This is a genomic window from Paenibacillus terrae, from assembly GCF_000943545.1.
GTDB classification, from domain to species: Bacteria; Bacillota; Bacilli; order Paenibacillales; family Paenibacillaceae; genus Paenibacillus; species Paenibacillus terrae_A.
The window spans coordinates 1-667 of the sequence record NZ_JTHP01000194.1 but is presented as its reverse complement, the minus strand read 5'-3'; the positions used below and the strand labels follow the sequence as shown (position 1 = coordinate 667).

The following is a 667-nucleotide window of genomic DNA, read 5'->3' as shown; positions in this document are numbered from 1 at the left end:
CGGATCGCCATCGACGAAACGTCCTCGCGTCGGGGTCACCGCTACATTACCTTGTTTGTGGATGTGGACACCAAAACGGTACTTTTTGCAACCGAAGGAAAAGGCAAAGATACCTTAGCGCGTTTCAACCAGTATTTACTACAAAAAGGCGTAGAATCGGCACAAATACAGGAAATCTGCTGCGATATGTCTCCCGCCTTTATTCGAGGTATTGAAGAGCAGTTCCCCGCAGCCGAAATTACCTTTGATAAGTTCCACGTCATGAAGATGGTGAATGAAGCCGTGGATGAGGTGCGTAAAGCCGAGCAGAAAGAAGAACCTGGGCTCAAGCGAACCAAATATCTATGGTTAAAGAACAAAACGAACTTGAAGGCAGAGCAGCGAGATACCTTGGAAAGCCTGAAGGACAAAAACCTAAAAACAGGCAGAGCCTACCGCTTAAAATTAGCCATGCAGGAACTATGGACGACCCCGCACGTCTTTGCTGACGTCTATTTACGGGAGTGGTTAGGCTGGGCTAGGCGCTCACAGTTGGGAGCGATGATGGATCTGGCGAAGACCGTGAAACAACATGAAGAAGGCATTCTGCGTTGGTTTCACAGCCGGATGACCAATGGTCTGCTTGAAGGCATAAATGGATTAGTGCAAGCAGCCAAACGAAAAGCAC

General features: G+C 48.4%; 1 protein-coding gene. It reads left to right on the top strand.

Annotation, left to right across the window (positions count from 1 at the left end; genetic code table 11):
• Positions 1 to 667 (top strand): ISL3 family transposase (locus QD47_RS29630; protein ID WP_044649489.1); only part of this gene is annotated, 667 nt, incomplete at both ends.